Annotated in this window: 17 protein-coding genes; 7 read left to right on the top strand and 10 right to left on the bottom strand. The window is 72.4% G+C overall.

The genetic code is table 11. The features are described from left to right. Positions 1-74 precede the first annotated feature (74 nt). Positions 75-1127 carry a lactonase family protein gene (locus tag ACZ6TB_RS20515; protein WP_465556120.1) on the bottom strand — a complete coding sequence of 351 codons (1053 nt, stop codon included), beginning with the start codon at positions 1125-1127 and terminating at the stop codon, positions 75-77. Positions 1128-1291: 164 nt separating this feature from the next. Between ACZ6TB_RS20515 and ACZ6TB_RS20520 the strand changes: the two genes are divergently transcribed. The 3 genes from ACZ6TB_RS20520 (at position 1292) to ACZ6TB_RS20530 (ending at position 4297) form a co-directional block, all read left to right on the top strand. After that, the gene (locus ACZ6TB_RS20520) at positions 1292-2107 is read left to right on the top strand and encodes a hypothetical protein (RefSeq protein ID WP_465556121.1); all 816 of its coding nucleotides are present in this window, start codon (positions 1292-1294) and stop codon (positions 2105-2107) included. Positions 2108-2198: 91 nt separating this feature from the next. After that, positions 2199-2777, top strand: coding sequence for a hypothetical protein (locus tag ACZ6TB_RS20525; RefSeq protein ID WP_465556122.1), 579 nt, complete (start codon positions 2199-2201; stop codon positions 2775-2777). Between the two features lie 47 nt (positions 2778-2824). Next, a complete protein-coding gene (locus tag ACZ6TB_RS20530; RefSeq protein WP_465556123.1) occupies positions 2825-4297 on the top strand; it encodes a BTAD domain-containing putative transcriptional regulator in 1473 nt (490 codons plus the stop codon). Here ACZ6TB_RS20530 and ACZ6TB_RS20535 read toward each other — a convergent pair. The 4 genes from ACZ6TB_RS20535 to ACZ6TB_RS20550 are packed head-to-tail and all read right to left on the bottom strand — an operon-like array spanning position 4239 to position 8511. Then, on the bottom strand, positions 4239-4838 hold the full coding sequence (locus tag ACZ6TB_RS20535; RefSeq protein ID WP_465556124.1) for a GTP-binding protein: 600 nt from the start codon (positions 4836-4838) through the stop codon (positions 4239-4241). The genes ACZ6TB_RS20530 and ACZ6TB_RS20535 overlap by 59 nt on opposite strands. Beyond that, the gene (locus ACZ6TB_RS20540) at positions 4819-5205 is read right to left on the bottom strand and encodes a DUF742 domain-containing protein (RefSeq protein WP_465556125.1); all 387 of its coding nucleotides are present in this window, start codon (positions 5203-5205) and stop codon (positions 4819-4821) included. Before ACZ6TB_RS20540 ends, ACZ6TB_RS20535 begins: the two co-directional genes overlap by 20 nt. Beyond that, entirely contained in the window at positions 5195-5620 is a 426-nt protein-coding gene (locus ACZ6TB_RS20545; protein ID WP_465556549.1) for a roadblock/LC7 domain-containing protein, read from the bottom strand. Before ACZ6TB_RS20545 ends, ACZ6TB_RS20540 begins: the two co-directional genes overlap by 11 nt. After that, complete coding sequence (locus ACZ6TB_RS20550) at positions 5617-8511, bottom strand: sensor histidine kinase (RefSeq protein WP_465556126.1); 2895 nt, start codon at positions 8509-8511, stop codon at positions 5617-5619. The genes ACZ6TB_RS20545 and ACZ6TB_RS20550 overlap by 4 nt, the downstream gene beginning before the upstream one ends. 286 nt (positions 8512-8797) lie before the next feature. Here ACZ6TB_RS20550 and ACZ6TB_RS20555 point away from each other — a divergent pair, with 286 nt between their 5' ends. The 3 genes from ACZ6TB_RS20555 (at position 8798) to ACZ6TB_RS20565 (ending at position 11925) form a co-directional block, all read left to right on the top strand. After that, positions 8798-9523 carry a hypothetical protein gene (locus ACZ6TB_RS20555; RefSeq protein ID WP_465556127.1) on the top strand — a complete coding sequence of 242 codons (726 nt, stop codon included), beginning with the start codon at positions 8798-8800 and terminating at the stop codon, positions 9521-9523. A gap of 15 nt (positions 9524-9538) precedes the next feature. Then, entirely contained in the window at positions 9539-10654 is a 1116-nt protein-coding gene (locus tag ACZ6TB_RS20560) for a hypothetical protein (RefSeq protein ID WP_465556128.1), read from the top strand. Between the two features lie 68 nt (positions 10655-10722). After that, positions 10723-11925 carry a helix-turn-helix transcriptional regulator gene (locus tag ACZ6TB_RS20565; protein ID WP_465556129.1) on the top strand — a complete coding sequence of 401 codons (1203 nt, stop codon included), beginning with the start codon at positions 10723-10725 and terminating at the stop codon, positions 11923-11925. A 329-nt stretch (positions 11926-12254) separates the two neighbouring features. On the opposite strand, the gene ACZ6TB_RS20570 is transcribed toward ACZ6TB_RS20565, so the two are convergent. The 3 genes from ACZ6TB_RS20570 to ACZ6TB_RS20580 form a co-directional block, all read right to left on the bottom strand. Next, positions 12255-12779 (bottom strand): hypothetical protein, encoded by a 525-nt coding sequence (locus tag ACZ6TB_RS20570; RefSeq protein ID WP_465556130.1) that lies wholly within the window; start codon positions 12777-12779, stop codon positions 12255-12257. A gap of 277 nt (positions 12780-13056) precedes the next feature. Continuing rightward, positions 13057-14928, bottom strand: a complete 1872-nt coding sequence (locus tag ACZ6TB_RS20575; RefSeq protein ID WP_465556131.1) for a M48 family metalloprotease — start codon at positions 14926-14928, stop codon at positions 13057-13059. 502 nt (positions 14929-15430) lie between these two features. Further along, on the bottom strand, positions 15431-16894 hold the full coding sequence (locus ACZ6TB_RS20580; protein ID WP_465556132.1) for a family 20 glycosylhydrolase: 1464 nt from the start codon (positions 16892-16894) through the stop codon (positions 15431-15433). A 25-nt stretch (positions 16895-16919) separates the two neighbouring features. Between ACZ6TB_RS20580 and ACZ6TB_RS20585 the strand changes: the two genes are divergently transcribed. Next, complete coding sequence (locus ACZ6TB_RS20585) at positions 16920-17456, top strand: GNAT family N-acetyltransferase (RefSeq protein WP_465556133.1); 537 nt, start codon at positions 16920-16922, stop codon at positions 17454-17456. A gap of 6 nt (positions 17457-17462) precedes the next feature. Here the strand turns inward: ACZ6TB_RS20585 and ACZ6TB_RS20590 are convergent, their stop codons facing one another. Together ACZ6TB_RS20590 and ACZ6TB_RS20595 are read right to left on the bottom strand one after the other, a co-directional pair. Further along, positions 17463-18218 (bottom strand): SGNH/GDSL hydrolase family protein, encoded by a 756-nt coding sequence (locus ACZ6TB_RS20590; protein ID WP_465556134.1) that lies wholly within the window; start codon positions 18216-18218, stop codon positions 17463-17465. Positions 18219-18382: 164 nt separating this feature from the next. Continuing rightward, positions 18383-19225, bottom strand: a complete 843-nt coding sequence (locus ACZ6TB_RS20595; protein ID WP_465556135.1) for an LLM class flavin-dependent oxidoreductase — start codon at positions 19223-19225, stop codon at positions 18383-18385. Between the last annotated feature and the right edge of the window lie 25 nt (positions 19226-19250).

Here is a 19250-nt window from a genome sequence, read left to right on the forward strand (position 1 = left end):
TCTCGATCAGTGCGCGCCCCTGCCGGGTTTTCACCGATTTTCCGGATCGGTCGGGAAACGCCCCATCTCACGCATCATCTGACCGTCATCGATGTCCAGCGCAGCAGGCATGTGGGGCTGGCCTCGGCGATCGGCTCACCCTGCGCCGCGGGGATGCCGGACTCGGGATCGATCCTGAACACTGTCACGCTGTGTGACAGCTGGTTCGCTACGTAGAGGTGATCCCCGAGCAAGATCATGTGCCGCGGCCAGTCACCGCCGGTAGGCACCTCGGCGATCAGTTCGGCCCGCTCACCGTCCCAGCTGAAGGCCGAGACCGTGTTCGGCCCGCGGTTCGCGACGTAGATGAACCGGCCGTCACGGCCCGTGGTGATCTCGGACGGGAAGTTGAACCCGTCCGAGGTGCTGGCGGCCACCTCGCCGGCCAACTCGAGCGAGCCGTCGGCGGCCGGGTGGTACCAGGTGAGGTTCCCGGCCAGCTCGCCGACCAGCAGCAGGGCACCGTCGGGGGCGAAGCGGAGGTGTCGCGGGCCGGTGCCGGGCTTGGCCGTGATCGCGGGCGGCAGCATGCTCAGCCGGCCGCTGACCGGGTCGAGCCGGCAGCACCACACCCGGTCCGAGCCCAGGTCGGCGACGAGCACCCGGCCCCGGTCGGCGACCACCATGTGCGCGTGCGGGCCCTGCTGGCGCTCCGCGTCGGGGCCGGAGCCCTCGAGGTCGAGCAGGTCGGAGCGCTCGCCCGGGGCGCCCTCGGGGTCGAGCGGGTGCACCGCGACCGACCCGCTGCTGTAGTTGGCCACCAGCAGGAACCGGCCGTCGGGGGTGACCGAGACGTGTGCCGGGTCGGATCCGCCGGTGGCCTGGACCGACAGCGGGGTGAGCTCACCGTCGCCGGCCACCGTGAACGCGCTGATCGTGCCGGCCGACTCGAGCTCGTTGACGGCGTAGAGGATCGGCAGCGTGGGGTGCTGGGCGAGGAACGACGGCGAGGGGGTGCGGGCGGCCACGCCGAGCCGGGTCAGCACGCCCGAGGCGGGATCGCGGCGCAGCAGGGCGATGCCCTCGGCCTCACCGCCCTTGTCACCCGTGTACCCACCGACGTAGACGTACTCCGCGTTCGCAGCCATGCCCCCGATCCCATCACATCCGGGGTGCATCGGTCACCGGGAGAGGACGGCGGCCGGACCCGAACGGGAGACGGCAGCGAGACGGCAGCCGACCGCAGCGATGCGGCAGCGGGGATGCGAAGGATGCGATCCACATCCGAAACTCCCACCCGAGAAGGACGACGATGATGACCGCACAGAAGGCACAGCTCGCCGGGCTCGCCACCGTCCTGGCCCTCTCCGTCGCCGGTTGCGGCGGAGTCGCCGGCTCCGGCGCCGTGGCCGACTCCCCGAGCGCCGTCGCCGACTCCCCGAGCCCGGCGGCCGACCCCCGCGAGGCGCTGCTCGCCGCGGTGCCGGACGAGACCGTCGGCGCTTACGCGTTCGACGTGCGGGGCAACGAGTCCCCGTACTCCGGCGTCCTCGACGCGCCGAGGAAGGCCATCGAGATGCGCCTCACCGAGGGCCGGGGACAGGCCTTCACGATGACCATGGACATCCGGGCGATCGGCGAGACGAGCTGGGTCAAGCTCGCGTTCGATCCGGCCGGCACCCCCGGGCTCCCGAAGATCCCGAAGAAGTGGTTGCTGATCGACAAGGCCAGGATGAGCGCCGACGCCCAGGATCTGGTCGGCTACGACGGGTCGACCGATCCCGGCTACGCCGAGCAGCTGATCGACAACGGCGCCGGGATCCGGCGGACCGGCGCCGGCCACTTCGCCGGCACGACGGATCTCACCCGGTCGACCGACGCCGGCATCCTCGCCGACAAGACCCTGAAGGCGCTCGGCGACAAGGCGAAGAAGGTGCCGTTCGAGGCGGTCGTCGGCGGCGACGGGCACCTGAGCACGCTCACCGTCACGATCCCGGCGTCGGGCAAGACCAAGGCGCAGACGTACGCCGTGCGCTACAGCGGGTTCGGCAGCACCGCCACCCCGGCGATCCCGGCCGCGGGCGAGCAGCAGAAGGCGACCCCGGTCGTCTACGAGTTGCTGAGCTGATCCTCCGGGCCGCGCGGGTTCGACGGGGGTCCGCGCGGCCCACCCTCCTTTGTGAACGGAACATCGTGATCCACGACGCGCGGAACGGTGCATGCTCTGCGACCGGCTGGTGCTGGGCCTGGCCGGGCACGACTGGACGGCCCTGCCGTGGATGATCGCGGCCGGCAGCGGCGTCCCGGCCGGTCCCTGCCACGTCCGCTGCCTCGAGGAGCAAAGCTGCGCGCAGGCCTGGGCCGAAGCCGTCGAGGACTATCACCGGTCGCGCTGGCCGGTCTGGCTCGGCGGGGTCGAGGACGGCGTGCGATGGCGGCTGCACGGCAGCCGCTCCGCCCGGCGGTTCCATCTCTGGCGCTCCGACGGGCTGCTGTTCTCCTTCCCGTACGCGGCGACGGCCGCCCGGCCGATGCGGGTGCGCACCGAGCTGGCCGAGGTCGGCACCGCGCACGCGGCGGCGCTGCTGACCGCGATGGGCACCGACGAGACCGCCGTCGCGGTGCCGCTGACCTCGGTGCTCACCGCCCTCGGCGTGGCCGACCGCTACCCGCGGATCGCCGGGACCATGACCCGTCACCGCGAAGGCGGCGCCGACCTGGTGACGGCCCGCCATCGGCTGCCGCTGGCGCCGGTCTGCGGCCGGGCCGCGCGGCGCTTGCTCCGGATTCTCGGTTAACTATGCTGCTAGCTGCCGTTTCATCGGCATGGGTCGGGGGCGGACGATTGCTGCGATTCGAGGTGCTCGGCGAGGTTCGGGTGCGGCGTGACGGCGCCGAGCTGCCGCTCGGCCCGGCCAAGCAGCGTGCCGTGCTGGCGGTGCTGATGCTCTCACCGGGACGGCCGGTGCCGACCCACCAGATCGTCGACGCGGTCTGGGGCGACGATCCCCCCGAGAACGGCGCCAACGTGGTGCAGAAATACGTGGCCGGGTTGCGCAAGGCGCTCGGGCGCGAGCTGATCGAGCTGACCGGCGGCGGGTACGTGTTGCGGACCGCCGGCGCGGTGTTCGACACCGACGAGTTCCGGGCCGCCGTCAACCGGGCAACCGCCGAGCGAGCGGCCGGCCGGCCGGAGGCGGCCGCGCAGACGCTGCGGAGCGGCCTCGAGCTGTGGCGGGCGGACGCGCTGGCCGGGCTGACCGGCCCGGTGTTCGACGCGGCCCGGGCCCGCCTCACCGAGGAGCGCGCCGCGGCCTGGGAGACGTGGGCCGACCTCGAGATCGCGCAGGGCCGGGCCGCCGCCCTGATCGGCGAGCTGACCCGGCTGATCGGCGAGTTCCCGCTGCGCGAGGGGCTGCGGGCCGAGCTGATGCTGGCCCTGCACCAGACCGGCCGTCCGGCCGAGGCGCTGGCCGTCTTCCGGGACGCCCGCGAATACCTGCTGGACGAGCTCGGCACCGAACCCGGCGAGCGCATGCAGCAGGCGCACCGGCTGGTCCTGCGAAACGAGCCGGCGCCCGCCGCCGCCGAGCCGATCGCCCCGATGCCGCCGCTCGAGCTCACGCCGCCGCCGCGCCGCCGGCGGGTGGTGCTGGAGGTCCTCTTCGCCCTGCTCGCCCCGGCCCTGACCTGCTTGCTCGGCTCCTGGGCGTTCTTCGTCTATGTGGCCGTGCGCCGGCGCACACCCGGGCACTACGTCGTCGCGGGGGTGTACTTCGCGGCCGTCGCGGTCGGGTTCCTGTTCGGATGGGTCATCGACCAGGCGCCGCTCGACGCCGACTACTCGACCGCGACCGAGGACGCGGGCGAAACCGTCCTGATCTTCCTGGGGCTGATCGCGACCGTGCACGGCGTGATCCTCGCCCTGCTGCTCGACGGCTCCGACCGGCGGAGGACGCTACGCGACCGGGCCCGGCAGCTCGCGCTCGTCTCCCCCGAGCGGGCGCTGCGGGCCGGCGTCGGACGGCCCGACCTGCCGCACCGGCCGATCGACGACGGCGGCCTCGCCGACCTCAACCACCTGGGCGGACACGAGCTCGCGGCGGCCACCCGGCTGCCGGTGCCGCAGGCCCTCGCGATCGTCGCCGACCGGACCGCGCGGGGGCCCTTTCAGCAGCCCGGTGACCTGGTCGAGCGGGGGCTGGCGGATGCCCGTACGGTCAACCGCCTTGCTCCTGCCTTGATCTGCATCCCGCCGGTCAGCGCGATCCCGCCGCCGTCAGCTGCCGGCGGGCCACATATTCCACCAGCTCGATGAGCACGTTGCGGGCCCCCATCGGCTCGCGCGCGTCGAAGAGCACCACCGGGACGCCCGGGTCGAGGTCGAGCGCGCGGCCCACCGCGTCCGGAGCGAAGCGCTGGTGCTGGTCGAAACAGTTGACGGCCACCACGAACGGGGTGCCGCGCTGCTCGAAGTAGTCGATCGACGGAAAGCAATCGGCCAGGCGGCGGGTGTCGGCCAGCACCACGGCCCCGAGCGCGCCCTGCGACAGCTCGTCCCAGAGAAACCAGAAACGGTCCTGGCCCGGGGTGCCGAAGAGGTAGAGCTGCAGGTCCTCGGTGATGGTGATGCGGCCGAAGTCCATCGTCACGGTCGTGGTCGTCTTGCTCTCCACGCCGTCGAGATCATCGGCGCCCTCGACTCCGGTGAGGATCTCCTCGGTCTGCAGCGGGCGGATCTCGCTGACCGACCCGACCATGGTGGTCTTGCCGGCGCCGAAACCGCCCGCGATCAGGATCTTGAGCGCCACCGGGATGCGCGACGACGCGCCGTTGCGGTCAGAGCGCACGGAGTCCATTGACAACCGCCTTGAGTACGTCGACGTCGTGCGGCTTCGTGGCCGCCGGGGGTTCGTACATCGAGATGAGACCTGCCGAGCGTAGATCACCGAGCAAAACCCGGACGACACCGACCGACAGGTCAAGCGTGGAGGCCAGCTCCACCACGGGGATGGGCTCCCACGCCGCGGCGACGATCGCGTGGTGCTCCGGCTGGAGCGGGCCATCGAGATGCGTCTCCGCGTGGGCCGCCACGACGAACGCCATCATGTCGATGTCGCCGCCGGTGGGCGCGACCCGGCCCTGGGTCATCGCATAGGGACGAACCACCGGGCCCGCGTCGTGGTCGAGCCAGTCGTGGACGACGCGCGGCGGGTCAGCCGGCATCGGAGGGCGTCACCGGCGTGCGTTCGGGCGCGTTCATGTTCTGACCGACCCTGGTGACGAGCATCGCCATCTCGTACGCGATGAGGCCGAGATCGGCGTCGCTGGAGGCGAGCACCGCGAGGCAGGCGCCCTGGCCCGCGGCAGTGACGAACAGGAAGGCGGACTCCATCTCGACCACCGTCTGCCGCACCGGCCCGGCCCGGAAGTGCCGGCTCGCGCCCTTGGCCAAGCTCTGGAAGCCGGCCGCCATGGCCGACAGGTGTTCCGCGTCCTCCCGTTTGAGCCCGGCCGAGGAGCCCATCATCAGCCCGTCGGCCGACAGCACCACCGCCTGCCGCGCGGTGGGCACCCGCTCGACGAGATCGTCGAGCAGCCAGGTCAGGTTCGCGCTCTGGTTGGTCGTCTGGGTCACTATGCGTCCTTTTCCGGCCTGGTCACCTGGTCTTGCCCGCGGTTGCCATCCGCGTCCTCGTGTCTGTTCTCGTTCCCGTGCCCGTTCTCGTTCCTGTTCCCGTGCCCGTTCTCGTTGCCGTTGTCGCTGCCGCTCGACTCGTTCGCTCGGGCGAGCGCGAGGTTCACGATCGCCGGGAAACTGACGGTAGCCGCATCGGCGAACGACGCGCCTCCGGGTGATCCCCCGTTGCCCGGTTCCTCCGGCTTCGGTCGATCTTCAGATGAAGAGTGAACGCGCTGCAGCGGGATCTCGCGGGACGCGTCGATGCGCCCCCGGGTCGTGCCCTTCTGGAGGGCGCTCATGATGCTGCGCACCTGCTCGGGCGAGCGTAGCGGGACGGTCGGCTCGTCGGGGAGCGCGCCGGCGGGGCGCCGCAGCTGGGGCGCCAGGCTGGCCTGGCGGACGCGCTTGGGCAGACCGTCCTCGGTGGTCTCGTCGGTTTCGGCCGTCTTCGCCTTCTCCGGCGCCTTTGCTTTCGCCGGCGCCTTTGCTCTGTCCGGCGCCTTTGCTCTCTCCGGCGCCTTTGCTCCCTCCGGCGCCGGCAGCGCCTTGATCGGCTCGGTCGCGGTCGCGAGGTCGATCGGGCGGCGCACCCGGCGGCGCTGCACCAGGCCGTCCGGGCTGACGCCGTCGGCCACCGACAACGGGACCGGGCCGCCGATCGCCGGCTGCTCCTCCTCGCCCGGCTGGGCCTTCTCCCGTGGCTGGACCTTCTCCCACGGCTCGGCCTTCTCCCGCGGCTCGGCCTTCTCCCGGGCCGGCAGCGGCTCGGCGACCTGGGGCAGCGCGGCCAGTGCGCCGGCCAGGGTGACCGGGCGACCGGCCACGGTGACCTCACGCAACTGCTCGGTGCCCTGCCACTGGAGGGCGGCGAGCGAGCGGCGGTCCTCGGTGCCGGAGCCGACCAGCGGCCGCTCCCACGGCTTGTCGGTGGGCGCGCCCGGGGGCAGGGCGGCCTGGCCGGGACCGCCGACCACCAGGTCACCGGGCACCAGCACGATCGCGGTCACTCCCGCGTACGGCGACTGGCGCAGTGAGACCCGGATGCCGTGCCGGTTCGCCAGTTGCGCCACCACGAACAGGCCCAGGCGGGCGCTGTCGGCGGGGTCGAAGTCGGGCGGCTCGACCAGCTTGCGGTTGGCCTCGTCGAGTCCCTCGTGGGTCATGCCGAGGCCGCGGTCCTCGATCTCGATCGCGTACCCGTTCGGCAGCACCTGACCGGAGACCTGGACCCGGGTCTGCGGCGGCGAGTACGACGTCGCGTTCTCGAGCAGCTCGGCGAGCAGGTGGATGATGTCGCCGACGGCGCGGCCGAGCACGGCCGAGGACTCGATCGAGCGGATGTCGACGCGCTTGTAGTCCTCGACCTCGCTGATCGCGCCGCGGACCACGTCGATGACCGGGACCGGGTTGCGCCAGCCGCGGCCGGGCGCGGCGCCGGCGAGAATGACCAGGTCCTCGGCGTGACGCCGCATCCGGGTGGCGAGGTGGTCGACCCGGTAGAGATCCTCGAGCTCCTGCGGCTCGGTCTCGCGGCGTTCCATGCGGTCGAGCAGGGCGAGCTGGCGGTGCAGCAGGGTCTGGCTGCGGCGGGCGATGTTGAGGAACACCTCGTTGAGGCCGCGGCGGACGTTGGCCTCCTCGACCGCGGACCGTACGGCGGTGCGCTGCACGTCGTTGAACGCCTGCCCGACCTGGCCGATCTCGTCCTTGCCGTACTCCAGCGGTGGGGTCTCGACGTCGACGTCGACGACCTCGCCCCGCTGCAGGCGCCGGACCACGTTGGGCAGGCGCTCGGTGGCCATCTCCAGCGCCTCGCCGCGCAGGCGGCGCAGCCGGCCGACCATCGACCGGCCCACCTTGATCGACACGGTGACCGAGACGGCGAACGCGATGAGGCCGAGCACGCCGGCCAGCGCCAGCCGCACCAGGATCGTGATGGCCAGCGACGAGCCGCGGTCGGCCAGGTCCTGGATGGCGACGTCCTCGAAGTCACGCAGCTGGCCCGCGGTCAACGCGTACGCGCCGTGCCAGCTGTCCGCGCCGACGGGCGAGATCTGGCCCGGCCGGCTCTCCGTGAGCAGCCGGTCCATCATGCTGTTGAGCTGCGTGAACGCCGTGTCGCTGCTGAGCTTCTGGAAGGCCGCGCGGCTGGTATCGGGCAGGTCGTCGACGCCCTGGGCCAGCAAGAACCGGGCGGTGCCCACATCCTGCACCATGGCCGAGCGCAGCGAGTCGGAGAACTTGCCCGCCACCGTGGCGCCGGCCAGCACCGAGTCGACCCGGCTCAGGTACTCCTGGCCGCGGCCGACGGTGGCCAGCGCGCGGATCTGCCGGTCGATCTCGTCGTCGGGGAAGGTCGCGGTGGCCGTGAACATGTCGAACCCGCCCGCGACCATGCCGTTGTAGAGGTTCTGCGCGCCGATCGGGTCGAGCTCGCGGTTGTCGATGTGGGTGCGCTGGGCTCCCAGCACGTTGAGCTCGGTGAAGAACTGGCTGATCCGGCCGCGCAGGGTGTCGCTGGCCGAACGCCAGGCGTCGCCGCCGCGGGCGGCCGCGCGGAAGTCCTCGATGGCGCGGTCGGTGGCGGCCCGTTGCGGGGTGAGCATGGCGACCGAGGCGCTCGGGTCGGACAGGTACTGCACCGAGAGGCGGCGCTCGCGCTGGAGCTCGGTGATCACGACCTCGCCCGGGTTGGCCACGTTGGTGGCCAGCGTGCGGGCCGACAGCAGGGTCAGCACCGGGCTCGCGGTCAGCGCCGTCGCGAACAGCCATACGACGAGCAACGCGGTCAGCGGGACCGTGACCATCGTGATGATCTTCGAGCGAATCGACCAGTTGCGGGTTCTCATCAGGCTCCGCCCGAGGGTTGACAGCTTCCGGCGTCCCGCCCGGTCGTCGCAGGACGTGACCGTGCGCTCGCGCCTTCCGGAGAATACGTAAAACCTTCAACCGGCACTACCACCCGCACGGCCGAAATATGCCCTCTCTGTCCTAATTGCCCAGGGGATTGGCATGCGTCCGCAGAGTCGACCTTGCGACAGGCCCCCTACCGAGTAGTAACCGAACCGGTCCGACCAAAGGGGATTGACGACCCTCGGTGAGTGGGCATAACGGGGATGAAGAAGGAGGAGGCCGATGTCCCCCACAGTCACCATCGTCCTGATCATCGTCATCCTGGTGGTCATCGCCGCGATCGTGTACGGCGTGCAGGCCGGCAGGCGCAAGAAGCTCCAGAGCACCTTCGGACCCGAGTACGACCGCGTGGTGGCCGACACCGGCAACCGGACCGAGGCCGAGAAGGAACTGCGCGAGCGCGAGAAGCGGCACGCCGAGCTCGAGCTGAAGGAGCTGACCCCCGAGTCCCAGCAGCGGTACCGCGCCGCCTGGGAAGAGGTGCAGATCCAGTTCGTCGACAACCCGTCCGACGCCGTGAGCACCGCCGACGAGCTGGTCACCCGGCTCATCGGCGAGCGTGGCTACCCGAGCCACGGCGAGTACGACGAGCGGCTGGCCGACCTGTCGGTCGCCCACGCGAACACGCTCCAGCACTACCGCGACGCGCACGAGATCAGCGAGCGCAACACGGCCGGGTCGGCCAGCACCGAGGACCTGCGTCAGGCCCTCGTGCACTACCGGGCCCTGTTCGCCGATCTGCTCGGCACCGACCCGGTGTCGACGAATCCTGGTACTACTACTTCCGTTCGCGATTCTTCCGTTCGCGACACCTCTGTTCCTGACTCTTCCGTCCCCCGTTCGTCCGTCCCCGATTCCTCCGTTCCCGATTCCGTTTCCGACGATGAGCCGGTGCCCGCTCCCCGCAGGGCCGCCGACACCGACGCCGCCCCCGACACCAGCCGCTGAGGGAGTCATCGAGCCATGAAGTTCTTCTCCAACGAAGCCAAAGAGAACGAGTCCGAGTACGACCGTGAACATTCCGACGTGGTGACGTCGGACCCGGTGGCCGTGCCGCAGCAGCGCGCCGGCTCGCCGTGGAGCGACGCGCCGGGCGAGCCCGCCACGGGTGCGCACGCCGCCGACGAGGACCGGGATCTCGAGGACAGCAGCCCGGACGACGAGCTCGCCGACCGGGAGCGCCGCGACGGCACCGACGAGGACGACACCGCCGTCCGCCGCGACGAGAACGACCCGGTCGACCTGGACCTCGACGACACCGACCGTCTCGACACCGACCGCGACGACACCGACCGTCTCGACACCGACCGTCTCGACACCGACCGTCTCGACACCGACCGTCTCGACACCGACCGCGACGACACCGACCGTCTCGACACCGACCGTCTTGACACCGACCGCGACGACACCGACGGCGACGACGAGCCCGCCTCGCGTCGCGACGACGTCAACGAGCCCGAGGCCGTCACCTATGGGCCCGACGGCACGGTCACGCCGGCGTCGGCCGACGACTCGGTCGAGGACGACGGCATCAAGGACGAGGGCACCTTCGACAGCCCCGAGGCAGTCGACCCGGCCACCGGCGACGCGATCCGCCGCGACGACGTCGACTCGCCCGTCGGCGACGACACGGCCAAGGACCGCGCCGAGGCCGAGGCGGAGGCGCACGAGACCGTCGACGAGGCTCGGGCCGACGAGCAGCGGGCCGAGGCCGAGGACACCACCCCGGCCGACGAGCCGCAGGTCGCGGCCGAGCCGGTGGCCGTCGCCGCCACCACGCCGGACGAAGAGCCCGTCGCCGCGACGCCCGGCAGCGTCCCCGCGCCCGCCCTCGACCGGCTGTTCGCCGACGGCGACTCGTTCGCCGACCGGTTCCGCGACATCCAGCTCCGCTTCGTGGACAGCCCCAAGGAGGCCACCGCCGAGGCGGCCGCCCTGGTCGGCGAGGCCGTGGACAAGCTGACCACCGCCCTGAAGGCGCAGAAGGACTCGCTCGCCGGCGAGTCGGACGACACCGAGCAGCTCCGGGTCCAGCTGCGCAGCTACCGCGATCTGCTGAACCGCCTGTCCGCGCTCTGATCGCCTGTCACCTTCGAAGGGGGAGCCTCGGCTCCCCCTTTGTCGTACCCGACGGTTAGCGTGCGAGCATGCGCGCGGGCCGTCTCGTCTCGCTCCTCCTGCTGTTGCAGACGAGGGGCCGGATGACCGCGCGCGATCTGGCCGACGAGCTCGAGGTGTCGGTGCGCACGGTCTACCGCGACGTCGAGTCGCTGGGCTCGGCCGGCGTGCCGATCTACGCCGACCGCGGCCCGGCCGGCGGTTATCAGCTGCTCGACGGCTACCGCACCCGGCTGACCGGGATGACCGGCGACGAGGCGGGCACGCTCTTCCTGGCCGGCATGCCGGGCCCGGCGGCGGAGCTGGGGCTGGGGTCGGTGCTGGCGGCGGCGGAGCTCAAGCTGCGTGCGTCGCTGCCGGGCGAGCTGGCCGACCGAGCCGATCGCGTACGGGAAAGGTTCCATCTCGACGCACCCGGCTGGTTCCGCGGCGATGAACCGACGCCACACCTGTCCACGGTGGCCGAGGCGGTGTGGGGCTCCCGGCTGCTCGAGGTCCGCTACCGCCGCTGGAAGGCGCCGCGCGAGGTGACCCGCCTGCTGCACCCGCTCGGCGTGGTGCTGAAGGCCGGCCGGTGGTATTTGGTGGCGACGGCCGGCGACCACGTCACCGCCTACCGAGTGTCGAACATCCTCGAGGCCGAGGTGCTCGACGAGCCCGCCACCCGGCCGCCCGGCTTCGACCTGGCCGAGTACTGGCACGAGTGGGCCGACCGCTATGAGCAGAGCGTCTACCGGGCGACCGCGACCGTACGCATGACCGAGGCCGCCCTGCGTCTGATGGCCTTCGTCTTCCCGCCCGAGATGGCCCGCGCGGCCCGGGAGGCGGCCGGCCCGCTCGACGAGGACGGTTGGCTGATCACCACGGTCCCGATCGAGTCCGTCCGCCACGGCCACATCGAGCTGCTCAAGCTGGGCGCCGAGGCCGAGGTCCTGGAGCCGGCCGAGTTGCGTTCCCGCTTCGCCGAAACGGCCCGCGCCCTGGCCGCCACCTACCTGACCGTCGACGGCACCGCGGCCGCCCAGCTCACCGCCGACGGCTCTCCCACCGCCCAGCTCACCCCCGACGGCACCCCCACCGCCCAGCTCACCCCCGACGGCACCCCCACCGCCCAGCTCACCGCCGGCGGCACCCCCACCGCCCAGCTCACCGCCGGCGGTCCTCCCGCTGCCGCCTCGGTCACCGCGGCCAAGGAGACGTGGCCGGCCCCGGACGACCGCCCCGGCTGGTAAGCCGGTCCGGCCGGGATCAATGCCGCCGACCGGGATCAATGCCGGCCCGCCGGGGTCAGCGCCGGCCCGCCGGGGTCAGCGCCGGCCCGCCGGGGTCAGCGCCAGCCGGCCCGGATCGACGCCCGCCCCGCCCGGATCGCTGCCGAGCCCGGCGCGTATTGGTAAGCAGAGCGAAAACGCCACGCCCGCGCGTATTGGTAAGCAGAGCGAAAACGCCACGCCTGCGCGTATTGGTAAGCAGAGCGAAGACCCCACCCCCGCGCGTCTAGGTAAGCAGAGCGAAACCCCGCGCCCGCGCGTATTGGTAAGCAGAGCAAAGGGCGGCGAAGTCAGCCGGGCTGGCCGGCGCCGATGCCTCCGGTGTCGCCGACCAGGTCGTTGTCCGGATAAGTCGGGCCGCCGGGGCCGCCCGTCTCGGTCGGCGGGGAGGGCGGCGTCGTCGGGTCGGTGGGCGAGTCGGTGGGCGGGGTGCTCGGCTGGGCGGTCGACTCGGTCGGCGGGGTGCTCGGGCCGCCCGTGGTCGGCGACGGGGACGCGCTCGGTGAGGCCGAGGTGGTCGCGGGCGCCGGGGAGGTTGTGGTGGCGGTGGCGGAAGGCTTGGGCGACGTGGAGGCGCGCAGCGGCAGGACCTTCGCCCGGTGCGTTGCCTTGATGGTTGGCTCGTTGCCGATCTCGCTGTCGCCGGCGCCCTCGCCGCCGAGCAGCGTCTCCGGCCCTGACGTGTGCTCGCCGACTACGGCGGGCGGCGTCACCGGCGCGACCTCGACCGCGCCGAGCCGGACCCCCAACCACATCGCTGGACCCAGCCCGACCGCGACGATCGCCCCGAAGAGCGCCGCGGGACCCCGATGCATGAGTGACCTCCCCCGTATACAGGCGATCATCCGCGCGATCCCCGCCTCAGGACTACCCATTTCGGGAAACGCCAAGCGAACAACCACTGAGGCTATTGTGACCCAAGGTGATCAGTCGGTTGCTCATTCGTCGCGGATGAGACGCTTCTGCCTCGGACCCACGGATCCGCAGCTCAGGGAGTTCAGCCCGGGCGTGCCGGATTGAGCGCAGTCTGCAACCGGCGTGGCGCGGCCCGACCCAGCCGGTGCGGGCGCGGGTGCGGGCTGGGAAGCCGCCTCAGCGGGTGCTGGTCAGGAAGGCCACGGCGTCGTCGAGGGCGGTCCAGCCGCCGGGCAGCTCGTCGGAGTCGAGCCCGGTGCGGACGCTGATCGTGCCGCCGTCGCGCAGGCTCATCTCCCAGGAGCGGCGCCCGTTGCGCGTGGCCGACGCCCCGGCCATGTCGGCGAACGGCACGAACCGGCTGTCCCCCTCGGCGGCCTCGACCGCCGTGCCGTCCGCGAGCACGCCGTCGGAGGCGACCTTGGTGAGCCGCCGTTTCGCCTCGCCGTTGCGCGACCTGGGCAGGCCGGGCAATAGGAACAGGCCCGTCTCGACCACGAGCAAGTCGGTGCGCACGCCGTCGACCAGCACGTTCACCACCCCGCCGATCACCGGCACCCGGGTCGGCGGCCGGCTCGCGGCGGCCGGGCCGGTGGTGGCCAGGTCGATGCCGATGGCGGCCAGGCGCTCGCGGGCCTCGGCCACGGTGGCCGGGTCGGCGGCGAGCTCGGCCGCGCCGACCAGGTCGAGGTGGGCGCCGTCCATCGCGACCAGCTCGGCCGTGCCCGTCCAGCTGTGCCGCCAGCGGGCCACCCCGCCGTGCAGCGCCGCCAGCGCGAACAGCAGGGCGATCAGGTCGGTGACGCGGCCGGCCACCTCGTCGGCCGGCCGGTCGTCGAAGACCGTCTCGGCGATCTTCCGGAGCCGCCCGTCGGTCGCGAGGTCGAGCACCTCGGCCGGGCCGGTGACCGGCGAGCCGGCCGCCCGGGAGATCGCCCGCAGCGAGGCGTCGGCCTCGCGCTCCATCTCGGCGACCCGGGCCGCGCCGAAGAACTCGTCCCACGGCACGACCGCGCGGCCGGCCGGCGGGAACGCCACCGCCTGCAGCGCGCGGCCGAGCCCGGGCAGGTCGGGCACGAGGTCGCCGGCGGCGCCGCGCTCGGCCGGCTCGGGGCCCTCGGCGGTCAGCGCGACCAGGGCCGCGATGCGGTCGGTGAGCGGCGGGTGCGGGTCGCCGACGGGCGGCAGCTCGGGCTCGCGGGCGCGCAGCAGCGCCATGTCCTCGGGCCGGGCGGCCAGCACCCGCAGGAAGCCGCCGAACACGTCTTCCGGCACGTAGCCGGACTGCCAGCCGGGGCTGAGGTATTCGGCGTGGAAGAGCCGCTGCATGCCGTCGAGCGCGGGCCCGTCGCGCAGGATCTCGGCCATCGCCCGGCCGCCGGCGAACTCGGCCGCGATGCGGTCGGCGGCCAGCTCCTGCTCGCGGGCGAACGGCGCGTCGACCTTGCGATACCAGCGCGCGTACGCCCGGAGCAGCGGCCCGGCCGGGCTGCGGCGCGGGATGCGCGGCTCGATGCGGGCGATCGCGAGCCGGCCGCGGTAGGCCATCGGGGCGAAGCGGCCGAGCCGGGGCGTGCCGTGGGCGAGCTCGTGCGCGACGGCGGCCCGCAGACGTTTCTCGTCCCACGCCTGGAGCAGCGGCAGGCCCAGGAACAGCACCCGGCGGCCACCCCGCAGGCCGGTCAGCCGCACGTGCTCGACCAGCGTGGCGGCGGCGCCGGCCACGACGACGATCTCGCCGGGCGGGCGGACCCCGGCCGCCTCGGCGGCGGCGTCGGTCATCGCCCAGAGATCGGGCGCGTCGGCCCGGGTCACCGGCACGCCGGCCGGGGCCGGGCGGCGCAGGCGCAGGGCGCGAACCGTCGCGAACCACAGCAGCCCGGCGGTGGCGATCACGAGCGGGACGGCGATCCGCAGGGCGGCCGCGCCGGGCAGCGCGGACAGCACCAGCAGCACGGCCAGCAGCACCAGCACCACCTGCGACCAGGCCGCCAGCAGAAAACCGGCGAACCCGGCGGCCGAGAACGCCGCCCGCTTGCCGTCGCGCACCGAACCTCCGACACGAAGAACCCGAAGAAACCGAGGAGAACCGAGGAGAACCGGACGGGCACAGCCTAGACAAGCCCACCGACAGAAAACCCAGACGGCGAGTCCGGCGCCGGTAAGAATTAAGGAAGTCTTGAGAGGGGATCCGGACGCGGCGCGCTTCTTCTACGACGACGGCAACCTCAAACGGCACGACGCGCTGCCGCGCCCGGTGGTGGCGAGGCTCTTCGGCAAGGGCGCCGTGCACACCCTCGACGGGCCGGCGCACGAGCTGCGCAAGGCGCTCTTCGTCGGGCTGCTGATGGCCGAGGACGGCATCGACACGCTGGTCAAGATGGTGGGCGGAGCGTCGGCTGGCCACCATCATTGCGGAGGTACGGCGTGTAGACCGTCACCCGTCGCCGTTGTCCGCCATCGCGCACCACCACGCCGACGGCCGGCCGATCGACCTGTCCCGCATCCCGGCCCGCGTGCACGACGGCCCGCAGATCATGGTCCCGCAGAACTAGGCCCAGTCGATCTCCGGCGAGCGGTGGAACGTGACGCCCTGGGTCGTCCAGCGCGGCCCGAAGGCGGCCACCCGCGCACGGAACGACGACCAGTCCCGGGCTGCGCGCGGTGTCCAGCCGATCTCGGCGATCGCGGGCAGGCGGGGAAACGCCATGAACTGCACGTCGGCGATCGAGCGCAGCGTCTCGGACCAGAGCGGGGCCTCGACGCCGAGCAGGGACTCCTCGCCCACCCCGGGCAGGCGGTCGGCCGGATCCCAGTCGTACGACCGCTCGACCCCGACCAGCCCGGCCCAGTCCAGCCCGAGCGGGGTGTCCTCGTCGTACTTCATGTCGAGGTAGCTGCGGTCGGCCGGCGACATGATCACCTGGTGTCCGGCCGCGGCCGCGCGGGCCATGCCGTCGTCGGCCGGCTCGATCCGCCAGTACTGCGGGATCGCGTCCGGCGGCAGGTCGACGGCGGCCATCTCGTGCCAGCCGATCGCCCGCTTGCCGTATTTTCCGGCCATCGGCAGCACCCGGCTCATGAAGACCCGGTAGTCCTCGGGCGGGGTCGAGAACGCCTCGTCGCCGCCGATGTGCAGGTAGGGCCCGGGGGTCATGGCGGCGAGCTCGCGGATCACATCGTCGACGAACTCGTACGTCCGCTCCTTGCTCGCGACCAGCGAGCTGTAACCGACCTCGGCGTCGGTGCGCGGCCCGATCGGGTTTCCGTCGCGGGTGAGCTCGGGATAGGCGACCTGGACGGCGTTCACGTGGCCGGGCATGTCGATCTCGGGGACGATCGTGACGTACCGGCTCGCCGCGTATTCGACCAGGTCGGCGTACTCCCAGGCGGTCAGGAAGCCCGGTCCCGCGCCGTCCACCCCGGTGCCCGCGCCGCCGCTGATCTCGGTGAGCCGCGGCCAGCCCGGGATCTCCAGCCGCCAGCCCTGATCGTCGGTCAGGTGCAGATGCAGGTAGTTGATCTTGAACTGGACGATCGAGTCGATGTAGGACCGGATCTCGGCCGGCGCGAAGAAGTGCCGGGCCAGGTCGAGCATCGTGCCGCGATAGGCGAAGCGCGGCCGGTCCTCGATCGTGCCGCCGGGCAGGATGATCTCGCCGGTGGCGCGGCCCTCCGGCAGGAGCTGCCGCAGGGTCTGGAGACCCAGGAACAGACCTTGGTTGCTCGAGGCGCGCAGGGTCACGCTTTCCCGATCGATTTCCAGCCCGTACGCCTCCGTGGGCGTGCCGTTGGCGGACCGGTCGAGCAGGATCCGGAACGGTCCGCCGCTCGCCCGCGTCACCGGCCGGCCGGTGACCTGCCGCAGCAGCTCGACCAGCTGATCGGCGATGTCTCCGGCGGCCGACGCGGCGCTCACGGACAGATCTGTCGGAATGCGGAAATTCGCGGCCGGATCGGGTCGCACCGAGGCCGGAAGGGGGATGACGTCACCGAGCTGTCGGAGTGCGGGCACGATCGAAACCTTAAACTGTCTTTCCATGTCGATCACGACCCGTCGCGCCGATCTCGCCGATGCCGACCTGCTGCATGACCTCGCGGCTCGTACGTTCGGACTAGCCTGCCCGCCCGGAACCCGGCAAAGCGACATCGACGCGTTCGTCACGCGGCACCTGTCGCGGGAGCGCTTCGCCGAGTACCTGGCCGATCCCGCGCGCGTCCTCCTGATCGCGGCCCAGGACGGGACGCCGGTCGGCTACTCGATGCTGATCGACGGGCCGATCCTCGACCCGGACGTGGCCGCGGTGGTCGACGAGAAGACGAGCATCGAGCTGAGCAAGTTCTACCTGGCGGAGGATCGGCACGGGTCGGGGGCGGCGGCCGCGCTGATGGCCGCGACGCTGACCGAGGCGGCGGCGACCGGGGCCGAGTCGTGCTGGCTCGGCGTGAACCAGGAGAACGTCCGGGCCGCCCGCTTCTACGCGAAACAGGGCTTCGAGGTGGTCGGGGTCAAGCGGTTCCTGGTCGGCGACGTCTGGCACGACGACCACGTACGGGTGCGGCCGCTTTTGCCTTGATCTTTGTCAGGCCGCGTCGATCTTGACCCAGTCGACGTACTTGCCGGTGCGGGCGTCGCCCGAGGACTGGCCGCGCAGCCGGCGGTTCACCCACGGGAGGACGTGCTCGCGGTAGTAGCGCGCCTCGGCCAGGACGCCGCGGGACTCCGCCGGGCCGGGGTCGATGACGTGGGCCTCGGTGGTGTGACCGAGCGCGGTCAGCACCAGGCCGGCCACGCGGCGGTGGCCGGCGGCGTTGAGGTGCAGGCGGTCGGCCGACCAGTAGCCGGCCCGGCGGATCTCGCGGTCGTGGAAGACGTCCACGAACGTGAGGTCGAACCGGTCGGCGAAGGGGGCGATCGCGGTGGTCAGCATCTCGCCGCGGCGGCGCATCATGCTGCCGAACGGCAGGCGGTCGGACGGGTCGGCGCCGCTGAGGAGCAGCACGCGTACGCCCGCGTCGGCGCACTTTTGCAGGGCCTGCTCGGTGAGGGTGACCAACCGGGTCATGTCGCTGCCGGGACGCATCATGTCGTTGCCGCCACCGTTCAGCGACAGCAGCGTGGGCTGCGGCGACAGGGCGAGCGCGGCATCGAGCTGCTCGGTCACGATCGGCTCGAGCAGCCGGCCACGGATCGCCATGTTCGCGTACCGGATGGTCTGCTGTTCGCCCGCCGCCAAGCCGGCGGCGACGAGATCGGCCCAGCCCCGCTGGCTCCCGTCCGGCAGCGTATCGCCGAGGCCCTCGGTGAAGCTGTCCCCGATCGCGACATACCGCGTCACTGATGTCCTCCGCTCCGGCCCGCGTTTCCGGACCGACGTTACCGAACGGTCGGGTCGGCAAGGCCCCGTCACGCGCGGCACGTGACCGAAGTCGCCCGCTCGGTTCAACCCAGGGCGGGCCGGCCGGTCGCGAACCAGGCGGCCTCGAGGCGAGCCTCGTCCACTCAGGCGAAGTGAGGGCTGATCTCCTCGGCCACCTGGCGCACGAAGGCGACCGGGTCCGGGTCGTCGACGGTCGGCTGGAGGATCAGCTTCGTGGCACCGGCGTCGACGAACTCACGCAGGCCGGCCGCCATCTGCTCGGCCGTCCCGGAGACGCCGGGGACGTCGATCTCGTACCGGCGCCGCTGGTCCTCGAGTCGCGTGGCCGCGCCGGGACCGAAGGCGGCCGGGACGAAGACGACCAGCTCGTGCGGGCCGGCGGCGTTGATGTGGCCCTTGGCGCGGGCGACGCCCTCCGGGGACGTGCCGCCGGTCAGAATCGTGCCGTCGCCGACCTCGCCGCCGAGGGCCAGCGTCTTGGGGCCGGTCGAGCCGACGTAGATCGGCGGGACCGCGGCCGGCGGCCAGTCGAGCTTGACGTTGTCCAGGTTCACGTAGCGGCCCTTGGTCGTCACCGCCTCGCCGTTCAGCAGGGCGCGCAGGGCGGTGGCGTACTCCCGGAGAAGCGTGAGTGGCGACGCGGCGCGGGCGCCGACCTGGCCCATCCACTCCTGCACGCCGTGGCCGATGCCGGGAAGCGCCCGGCCGCCGGAGATCCGGCTGAGCGTGGCGATCTCCATGGCGCAGGCGGCGACGTTGCGGAAGGGCAGCGGCATGATGCCGATGCCCACCTTGAGGTTCTCGGTCCAGGCGAGCGCGGCGGCGGCCGCCGAGACGCCGCCGGCCAGGAAGCAGTCCTCCCACAGCCAGAGCTCCTCGAGGCCGGCCCGGTCGGCCGCGACGGCGATGTCGCGAAGCTTCTCCGGCGGATTCTGCGGCAGCGAGATGGCACCCAGGGTCGTCATGGTCACTTACTCTGCCAGGCCGGCG

Source organism: Actinoplanes sp. NPDC051537 (assembly GCF_055586105.1).

Coding starts and splice junctions, on each gene's coding strand:
- ACZ6TB_RS20560 (WP_465556128.1), top strand. CDS start 9,539: ATGAAGTTCTTCTCCAACGAAGCCAAAGAGAACGAGTCCGAGTACGAC.
- ACZ6TB_RS20570 (WP_465556130.1), bottom strand. CDS start 12,779: ATGCATCGGGGTCCCGCGGCGCTCTTCGGGGCGATCGTCGCGGTCGGG.
- ACZ6TB_RS20515 (WP_465556120.1), bottom strand. CDS start 1,127: ATGGCTGCGAACGCGGAGTACGTCTACGTCGGTGGGTACACGGGTGAC.
- ACZ6TB_RS20525 (WP_465556122.1), top strand. CDS start 2,199: ATGCTCTGCGACCGGCTGGTGCTGGGCCTGGCCGGGCACGACTGGACG.
- ACZ6TB_RS20540 (WP_465556125.1), bottom strand. CDS start 5,205: ATGCCGGCTGACCCGCCGCGCGTCGTCCACGACTGGCTCGACCACGAC.
- ACZ6TB_RS20565 (WP_465556129.1), top strand. CDS start 10,723: ATGCGCGCGGGCCGTCTCGTCTCGCTCCTCCTGCTGTTGCAGACGAGG.
- ACZ6TB_RS20585 (WP_465556133.1), top strand. CDS start 16,920: ATGTCGATCACGACCCGTCGCGCCGATCTCGCCGATGCCGACCTGCTG.
- ACZ6TB_RS20555 (WP_465556127.1), top strand. CDS start 8,798: ATGTCCCCCACAGTCACCATCGTCCTGATCATCGTCATCCTGGTGGTC.
- ACZ6TB_RS20595 (WP_465556135.1), bottom strand. CDS start 19,225: ATGACGACCCTGGGTGCCATCTCGCTGCCGCAGAATCCGCCGGAGAAG.
- ACZ6TB_RS20520 (WP_465556121.1), top strand. CDS start 1,292: ATGATGACCGCACAGAAGGCACAGCTCGCCGGGCTCGCCACCGTCCTG.
- ACZ6TB_RS20550 (WP_465556126.1), bottom strand. CDS start 8,511: ATGAGAACCCGCAACTGGTCGATTCGCTCGAAGATCATCACGATGGTC.
- ACZ6TB_RS20535 (WP_465556124.1), bottom strand. CDS start 4,838: ATGGACTCCGTGCGCTCTGACCGCAACGGCGCGTCGTCGCGCATCCCG.